The 8,923-nt window shown below is 34.3% G+C and carries 6 protein-coding genes and 1 pseudogene; 4 read left to right on the forward strand and 3 right to left on the reverse strand.

What is annotated here, in order from left to right; all coding sequences use genetic code 11:
- Positions 1-6 precede the first annotated feature (6 nt).
- On the forward strand, positions 7-2,583 hold the full coding sequence (locus Q0543_RS02675; protein ID WP_299248734.1) for a CHASE3 domain-containing protein: 2,577 nt from the start codon (positions 7-9) through the stop codon (positions 2,581-2,583).
- Between the two features lie 7 nt (positions 2,584-2,590).
- Positions 2,591-2,797 carry a DUF1653 domain-containing protein gene (locus Q0543_RS02680; RefSeq protein ID WP_299248737.1) on the forward strand — a complete coding sequence of 69 codons (207 nt, stop codon included), beginning with the start codon at positions 2,591-2,593 and terminating at the stop codon, positions 2,795-2,797.
- Positions 2,798-2,932: 135 nt separating this feature from the next.
- On the opposite strand, the gene Q0543_RS02685 is transcribed toward Q0543_RS02680, so the two are convergent.
- From Q0543_RS02685 to Q0543_RS02695, 3 genes are read right to left on the reverse strand one after another with little or no spacing between them, the layout of a single operon-like run.
- Positions 2,933-3,394, reverse strand: a complete 462-nt coding sequence (locus tag Q0543_RS02685) for a DUF1456 family protein (protein WP_299248740.1) — start codon at positions 3,392-3,394, stop codon at positions 2,933-2,935.
- 44 nt (positions 3,395-3,438) lie between these two features.
- Positions 3,439-3,858, reverse strand: a complete 420-nt coding sequence (locus Q0543_RS02690) for a (deoxy)nucleoside triphosphate pyrophosphohydrolase (RefSeq protein ID WP_299248743.1) — start codon at positions 3,856-3,858, stop codon at positions 3,439-3,441.
- 51 nt (positions 3,859-3,909) lie between these two features.
- Positions 3,910-4,587 carry a 2-C-methyl-D-erythritol 4-phosphate cytidylyltransferase gene (locus Q0543_RS02695; RefSeq protein WP_299248746.1) on the reverse strand — a complete coding sequence of 226 codons (678 nt, stop codon included), beginning with the start codon at positions 4,585-4,587 and terminating at the stop codon, positions 3,910-3,912.
- 364 nt (positions 4,588-4,951) lie between these two features.
- Here Q0543_RS02695 and dnaK point away from each other — a divergent pair, with 364 nt between their 5' ends.
- Together dnaK and Q0543_RS02705 are read left to right on the forward strand one after the other, a co-directional pair.
- Entirely contained in the window at positions 4,952-6,844 is a 1,893-nt protein-coding gene (gene dnaK, locus Q0543_RS02700) for a molecular chaperone DnaK (protein WP_299248749.1), read from the forward strand.
- A 512-nt stretch (positions 6,845-7,356) separates the two neighbouring features.
- Positions 7,357-8,923: pseudogene (locus Q0543_RS02705) on the forward strand (hypothetical protein); the annotation flags it as partial.

Below are 8,923 nucleotides of genomic sequence, written 5' to 3' on the forward strand. Positions count from 1 at the left end.
TATACTATGAAATTATCAATACGTACCCTCAATCTTGTTTTTTCGATCTCACTGCTTTTGTTGATTTCGGCATTTATATATTCATACTTAAATATTCAAGGACTAAGAGCTGCTAACCAATCGGTTATCCATACCAATGCCGTTATTCTACGTTTAGAAAGTATCTACTCAAATGTTAAAAATAATGAGTCTGGTGTTAGGGGGTATGTTTTAACCAAAGACGCGTCACATATTTCGCAACAAGGGAGAGTTATTAGTGAAATCAAGATGGAATTAAATAAACTTGATTCACTTACCGCAGATAATCCACGGCAACAAATTTATGTTGACACATTACGTAAAATGTTAAATGACCGTTTTTTTTTATTCAATGGCTTAATTAATCTTGCGAATAACGATGCCGATGAAGAGTCGATTCTTTCTATGTTGGCACAGGGTAAAACGTCGACCGACCATATCAATGTGATTGTTCAAATCATGAAACAAAACGAAGAAGTATTGTTAACACTTCGGAATCAAAAGATGGAAGAATTAAATAGAAATGCACCGCTCACAATTCTATCTTCTGGTATTCTTGGTTTTTTTGTTTTAGTGCTATCATATATATTTATTTTGCGTCATTTACGCGTTAGAAATAGAATTTCAAATGAATTGAAATCAAAAAATACCTTATTGGAATATGTCCAACAAATAACCCAGATGGGCAGCTTTGAATATAACATTCATACGAATACATTGACATGGTCAAATGAAATGTATACTATTTTTGAAATGAATAAAAATACTTCTCCTCAACTAGATTTTATTGATACGCTTATTGTGGATGAATCAAAAACGATTCATGGAGCCAGAAAGAGAAAATTTGAACTTGGTGGTAATTATTCCGAAGAATTTAAAATCCGGACAGCAAGCGGGAAAGAAAAGATTCTTCTTTCAAATGGGTATAGCATAAATAAGAATGGTGTAATCGTTGTTTATGGTGCGATCATTGATATTACAGCCCTTAAAAAGGCTGAGTTGACTGCATTGGAGCAGCAACAAGAGATGAAGCTTGCAAAAGAGAAAGCTGAAAGTGCCAGCCAATTTAAAACAAGATTTTTATCTAACATGAGTCATGAAATTCGGACACCTATAAACGCTATTTTAGGTTTTTCTCGAATTTTATCCACGCAAGAAGTAACATTACAGCAAAAGGAATTATTGAAAAATATAACAATATCGGGAGAATTGTTATTAAAGCTTATCGGTAATATTTTAGATATCAGTAAAATTGAAGAAGGTAAAGTTTTGATCGAACGTAAAATCTTTCATTTTAAAGAAAATATTCGATCTGTCTTAAGTCCCTTTAATTATGCTGCATCGGAAAAAGGCTTGGGCTTTAGTTTGCTAATTGATGAACAGATTCCGAACTACGTATTGGGTGATGCTCCTAGAGTTACTCAAGTATTGGTAAACCTCATTGGTAATGCATTGAAATTTACAAAACAAGGGAAAATATCTGTTAAGATTGAATTGCAAAAGAAAGTTGACGAAATTATTTACATAGATTTTTCTGTAAGTGATACGGGTATAGGAATTGAAAAAGAAAAACAACATCTTGTTTTTGAAAGTTTTACGCAAGCAAACGAATCTATTTCTACTACTTATGGTGGTACAGGTTTGGGCTTGGCAATTGTTGACGAAGTAGTTTCCTTGATGGGTGGAAAAATTGTTGTTCAAAGTCCTTTATATACTGACGACAATGCAAATGGATATGGAACAGCATTTTTATTTACGCTTCCATTTACGATAAGCTTGGATGTAAAAAGCGAGCCAGCAAATGATAAGCAGATACAACAGTTTTCAAGAGGCGTGCATGTTTTATTAGCAGATGACAATGAAATGAATCGCAAGCTCGGAGCCTATACTTTACAAGCCTTGGGCTGCACATTCGATATTGTTGAAAATGGTTTAGAAGCGGTGCAAAAAGTTTCAACCAACAAGTATGATATTATTTTAATGGACATGCAAATGCCTATTTGTGATGGCTTGTCGGCAACACGTCAAATAAGAGCAACGAATACGATTGTTCCAATTATTGGTTTGACTGCAAATGTCTTTCAAGAAGATATTGATGCGTGCCTCAATGCTGGTATGGATGCACACTTAGGGAAACCGTATACTGATATAGATTTGTATTTGCTTATTGATACCTGGGTTTTTCAATCGACTAAAACGATACCCGTTTATTCAGGGTCTTATTGCCAGTATACATTTGTAGAAAATTTAGCAAAACGTGATATTAAATTCTATAAAGATTTTTTAGAAATGCTTTACGTGCAAAATAACACGCTTTCAGAAAAAATAGAACTTGCATTTTCGAATTCCGATTTTGCAGATATGGCATTTCAACTCCATCAATACAAGTCTTGCGTGCGTATGTTGGAAGTAGATAAGCAGAGTGTTTTGATATCAGAGCTTGAGCGGATCATAACACATACACCTTCTGAAATGCACGTTATGGGCATATCCTTACTCCAAGAATTAATGCGTATTGGGGCAATTATTTCAGAAGAAATTCAACATAAAATATCAATACTTTAATAACCGTATGGAACTTTTAAAAGGTTTATTCAGACATTACAAAGGCAATGAATACGAAGTAATCGGAGTTGCCAAACACAGTGAAACCGAAGAAGAACTTGTTGTATATGTGTCGCTAAAGAACCCAGAACAGCTGTGGGTACGTCCATTAACGATGTTTTGTGAGACAATAGAATTGAATGGGGTAATCGTAAATCGATTTCAAAAAATATAAAAAGATATCTGCGTTATAGAATTATTATATTGAAATAGTAACGGCAACCTTTTTATCAAAGATTGCCGTTACTATTTATGCCAATAAAATTATCTTTTTAAGATAGGATAGAAATGCATTGCATTTTTCAAGCAATCAATCTTTCCGATATTTTAATTGAAGCCCAAGCATAAAGTTGCGCAACACTTGATCTTTACACGGTCTGAATTGAGATTGTGTTGGGCTTCTAAAAAAGGCACTTAATTCGTGTTTGCTAAACCGAAAGCCAGCCAAATCTAATACTTCTAAGATATCATCATCTTGAAAGTTAAGTGCAATTTTTAATTTTCTGAAAATGATGTTGTTGTTCAAACTTTTTTCGTTGATAGGTGCTTGTCCATCTTTCTTTCCACGTTTATCAATGATAAATCCATTCAGAAAACAGGCAAAATCTTTATCTAGTAATTGAATAAAACTTGGATCATCTTCTTTTTTCATCCAATCACTCACAGCAGCACGCGTTACTTCTGCATCTGCAAGTGCAAATAATTCAATCATTTTATCATCACTAAAGTCGAATGTATACCTAAGCTTGCGTAAAATATCGTTGTTGTTCATTTTGTATTATAATATATAATTCTCTCGTAAAGATACGAAGGATTTTACGAAGGCAAGTTGCCTTTTACATCACGTTTGTATAAAGCCTTAACAATATTTACATCCCCTTCTGAAAAGTCGAAGGTCGATAGGTCTTTCGCAGGTACCCATTTGAATGCTGCATGTTCATTCAAAATCAGTACGCCGCCTTTTATAGCAACTTCTATAGGCGTTAACTTTAATGTGAAGGTTGGATAGTCGTGCAAGTAATATGGATATTCTTGAATCACTTCCACATCGATATCAAATTCTTCTTTTATTTCGCGTATAATGGCATTCGAATTTGTTTCACCTTGTTCTACTTTCCCTCCAGGAAACTCCCACTTTAAAGGCATTTTCATGGTAGCGCTCCGTTGTGCTATGAAATAGTTGTCGTCATCTTTGATAACGGCACAAACAACAGCAATGGTTGGCAAATCGCTCATATCTTGTACTTTTGGTGTAATCCATTTATACGTATAAAAGACGCTTAAGATTTAATATTCAAATTTTTTCAAAATAGATTCTGCCATTGCTAAATCTTCGGGTGTTGTAATTTTAATGTTATCGTAGGATCCTTCAATCAACTCAACAGCATATCCTGCGGCTTCTGACACGCTTGCATCGTCAGTAAAATCCATATGTTGTGCTTTATGAAATGCATCACGTATTTGTTGAATCTGAAACGTTTGAGGTGTTTGAACGATCTTGTATTTAGTTCTATCCACCGATTTATTTTCGGTGCCATGTATTAATCGAATAGAATCTTTTAATTCTACAGCCGCAACTGCGTTTCCTTTTTTTTCTGCTATAGAATATGACTCTTCAATAACGCGCTTGCTTATAAAGGGGCGTACACCGTCATGTATTGCAACTAAGCCAGACGTTTCGCCAATACTATTTAATCCGTTGCGCACAGATTGAAACCGATTATTTCCTCCAGAAACAATTACGTGCGGAATCGAAAAAGAGTACTTTTCGCAGAGTTGATGCCATCGTTCTATTTGCTCTTCAGGCAAAACCAAAATGATGTTTACTTTTTCAGTACTTGTGAAAAAACGTTTGATGGTATGCATAAGAATAGGTGCATTTCCAATAGGTAGAAATTGCTTCGGTGTATCCGAACCCATTCTTGACCCTGAGCCTCCCGCAACGATTAGTGCATATCTGTTCATTCTTTCTGTATTAATAATATATATGTGTTAAGATTGAATTTTATTTCGAAAGTTCAAAGCCTATGGTTAAATTCCAAATAACAAAAAACAAATTTCAAACTACTGGAAATAACTAAGGTTGAAATTTAATCCATGATAATTCCATGATTATGAAGCATGCCACTAGGTTTATTTTTTATCTAAAGCCGTTTGGAATTTGCTTTTTGTTATTTGGAATTTCCTCTTAAACAACAGTTTCTGCCAAAATATAGCGTTATTGTGTCAATCTGTCAGAAAATATGTCATAAATTAGCCTTGGCACATGTATTGCCATTTGGTCTGTACAAAGATTGAAAAATTTCAAAAAAACAGAATAATAATAGATATGGGAAAAATTATCGGTATCGACTTAGGAACAACAAACTCTTGCGTTGCAGTAATGGAAGGTAGTGAGGCTGTTGTAATTCCAAACAGCGAAGGTAAAAGAACAACGCCTTCAATTGTAGCGTTTCTTGAAAATGGTGAGCGTAAAGTAGGTGATCCTGCTAAACGTCAGGCTATTACAAACCCAACAAACACAATCAGCTCGATTAAACGTTTCATGGGTAAAAAATTCAGCGAGTCTAAAAAAGAAGCTGAACGTTCTACTTACAAATTAGAATCAGGTAGTAACGATACACCAAGAGTTCGTATTGGTGATAGACAATATACTCCACAAGAACTTTCTGCAATGATTCTTCAAAAAATGAAGACTACAGCAGAAGAATATTTGGGTCATGAAGTAAAAGAAGCTGTTATTACAGTTCCTGCTTATTTCAATGACGCAGAACGTCAAGCTACTAAAGAAGCAGGTCAAATTGCAGGTTTAGAAGTTAAACGTATTATTAATGAGCCTACTGCCGCTGCTTTAGCATACGGTATGGATAAAAAAGGCAAGGATATGACAATCGCTGTATTCGATTTAGGTGGTGGTACGTTTGACGTGTCAGTGCTTGAATTAGGAGATGGTGTATTTGAAGTAAAATCTACAAATGGTGATGTACACTTAGGTGGTGACAACTTTGATGAAGTAATCATTGACTGGTTGGCAGGTGAGTTCCAAACGGAAGAAGGTTTGGATTTACGTAAAGATCCAATGGCTTTACAACGTTTGAAAGAAGCTGCTGAAAAAGCAAAAATTGAATTGTCTAGCTCTGCTACAACTGAAATCAATTTGCCATATATCATGCCTGTTAACGGTATGCCTAAGCACTTAGTTAAAACATTGACTAGAGCTAAGTTTGAACAACTTGCAGATAGCTTAATCAAGCGTACACTTGCACCTTGTAAGCAAGCATTGAAAGATGCAGGTTTGTCTGTAAGTCAAATTGATGAAGTAATTTTAGTTGGTGGTTCAACTCGTATTCCAAGAATTCAAGACGAAGTTGAAAAATTCTTTGGCAAAAAACCATCTAAAGGTGTTAACCCGGATGAAGTTGTTGCTTTAGGTGCTGCAATCCAAGGTGGTGTATTAACTGGTGAAGTAAAAGACGTATTGTTATTAGACGTTATTCCTTTGTCTCTTGGTATTGAAACAATGGGTGGTGTATTCACAAAATTAATTGAAGCAAACACAACGATTCCTTCTAAGAAATCTGAAACATTCTCAACTGCATCGGATAACCAACCATCGGTTGAAATTCATGTATTGCAAGGCGAACGTGCTTTAGCAAAAGATAACAGATCTATTGGTCGTTTCCATTTAGGTGATATACCACCTGCTCCACGTGGTGTTCCTCAAGTTGAAGTAACATTTGATATTGATGCAAATGGTATCTTAAACGTTTCTGCAAAAGATAAAGGAACTGGAAAAGAGCAAAAAATTCGTATCGAAGCATCTTCAGGTTTATCTGCGGATGAAATCGAACGTATGAGAGCTGAAGCGAAAGCGAACGAAGGACAAGATAAAGAAGAAAGAGAAAAGATTGAAAAAATCAATCAAGCGGATTCAATGATTTTCCAAACAGAAAAACAATTGAAAGAGTTTGGCGACAAACTTTCTGCTGGAAACAAAGCTGCTGTTGGTGGTGCGTTAACAGAATTGAAAGCTGCATACGAATCGAAAGATATCTCATCTATTGATTCTGCAATGGCTGCAATCAATACTGCATGGCAAGCTGCTTCTCAGGAAATGTACAGTGCTGAACAAGGTGCTGGACAACCAGGAGCTGAACAATCTGCACCTTCTGACAGCGTTACTGACGTTGAATTTGAAGAAGTAGAAGGAGATAAGAAGTAATTCTTAATTCTAAATAATAAGTAAAAAGAGTCATGCGATTGCGTGACTCTTTTTTTATACTTTTTTTTTAGAGAGCAACTTAGATATATATAATTACGTATATAACTCGTTATTCTTTCTATAGAGTATTTGGATATTTTATAATAGGTTTAATATCAAGCATAAATGGATTAAAGTCAGGGTCGATTTTGAATCATTTCATCTATTTTCGATTCGAATAGTGAATACGTATCAATAAATAAATCTTTTATTAGTCAAGTAGAAAAAGTTTATAATTTAAATAGACTCAATTATTAGTCTAACAAGCATCTTGTAAACTAATAATTATATATTTGGTGGGCATATCTACGAGAGGTCGCAAACTCATTTATTCATTCCCCAAGGGATAGTAAAAAATAGAGATATATGAATTTTCAAATTGCGATTTCTCAATTTAAATTTATTTCAGACGAATAAATTTATTGAAAGCTATCACTAATTAACACGCATTTAATTTTGGCATTATTATATATATGAAAAAAATCATTCTTTTAAGTATTCTTTGTTTGACTTGTGTCTCTGTTTTATTTGCACAAGAAATAAATGAAAAACACCTTTTAATCAACTCTGGCGATTTAATACAAAAAGGCTTAGAAGCGCATAAAAATGGGGAATATAAAGATGCAATAACGTATTACAAACAAATTTCAAGAAACGATACAAACTACGTTGGTGCATTAATTGAGCTTTCTGTTACTTTTATTGCAGATTCACAATTTACAGAAGCTGCAAAGGTTTGTTTAGAAGCACTTAAAGATCCACATGGGGAAGAGTATACGCTTTACAGCAATTTGGGTGCAGCCTATGATGGTGCTATTAAATATGATTTAGCTGAAGCCGCCTATAAAAAAGGGTTAACGTTTGCACCTTATAGCTCCCTACTTTGGTATAACCTAGGTGTTTTATATGAAAATATGAAGATGCCCGATAGAGCTTTTGAAGCATATAAGCAAGAATTGCAATACAATCCGTTTCATGCAGGCTCGCTTAATAGAATCGGTCGTTTAGAATTAGATAAAGGCCATACGGTAACAGCAATGATGGCTTTTTACACGAGTTTAGTTTGCGCACCTAATAGTAAGTACTTACGTTCAAACGTGCTTGGTTTAGACGATATCATTAATGTGAAACTTAAATTAAGTAACGGTTCTTCTTCAAGAAAGTTAGATAATTTTTATGAGTTGGAATTATTGATCGCTTCTAAAATTGCTTTGTCACCAAAATTTAAGAATGAAACTAAAATTGCAGATCCAATTATCAATCAAACACAAATGGTTTTTGATAAATTAGAATTTAACCCGAAAGATACGGGGTATTTTATGCAAAGATATGTTCCATTTTTAATAGCGATAAGAGAAAAGAAACAGTTCCCCCTCTTTATTTATCAGTCTTTTCATGGAACCAACAGTGCATCATTACAGAGTGCATATAAGAAAAATGAAAAGGCAATTGACGTTTTTAAAACGTGGGTATACACGTATTGGAATGAAAAAAGACAAAAGCAAACAATAGTACTAGACGGTAAGCCACAGTTGGTCTCATGTTACTATACCTCGGACTATTTACAAGCAATCGGTGAATACGACAAATCAAATGCGGAAGAAAAAAAGCGTACGGGCAATTGGACCTATTATTATAAAAATGGATACAAAGAGGCCGAAGGTTTATATGGAGCAGGTGGTTTGAAAGAGGGTGTTTGGAAATATTATGATTTTACTGGAGAGTTAACTGAAATTACTACATATAAAAATGGTGATTATAATGGCTTGTATGAAAAGTATGCTAAAAACGGACAAGTAATTTCGCGGATTTTTTTAGTCGATAATAAAATACAAGGAATGGTTGAAGCGTATAATGAAGTTGGTAATTTATTATCTGAAAAAAATATAGTAGAAAATAAACAAGAAGGTGAAACCAAAACGTATTATTTGAGCGGTGAAGTTGATAATAAATTAAATTATAAAGCGGCGCTTTTAGAAGGAGAGCAGTTACAATATTTTTCTTCCGGCCTTATTTGGAAGAAGTTACTATATAATAATA

The organism is uncultured Cytophaga sp., from assembly GCF_937863595.1.
Taxonomy (GTDB): Bacteria; Bacteroidota; Bacteroidia; order Cytophagales; family Cytophagaceae; genus Cytophaga.

Coding starts and splice junctions, on each gene's coding strand:
- Q0543_RS02675 (WP_299248734.1), top strand. CDS start 7: ATGAAATTATCAATACGTACCCTCAATCTTGTTTTTTCGATCTCACTG.
- Q0543_RS02680 (WP_299248737.1), top strand. CDS start 2,591: ATGGAACTTTTAAAAGGTTTATTCAGACATTACAAAGGCAATGAATAC.
- Q0543_RS02685 (WP_299248740.1), bottom strand. CDS start 3,394: ATGAACAACAACGATATTTTACGCAAGCTTAGGTATACATTCGACTTT.
- Q0543_RS02690 (WP_299248743.1), bottom strand. CDS start 3,858: ATGAGCGATTTGCCAACCATTGCTGTTGTTTGTGCCGTTATCAAAGAT.
- Q0543_RS02695 (WP_299248746.1), bottom strand. CDS start 4,587: ATGAACAGATATGCACTAATCGTTGCGGGAGGCTCAGGGTCAAGAATG.
- dnaK (WP_299248749.1), top strand. CDS start 4,952: ATGGGAAAAATTATCGGTATCGACTTAGGAACAACAAACTCTTGCGTT.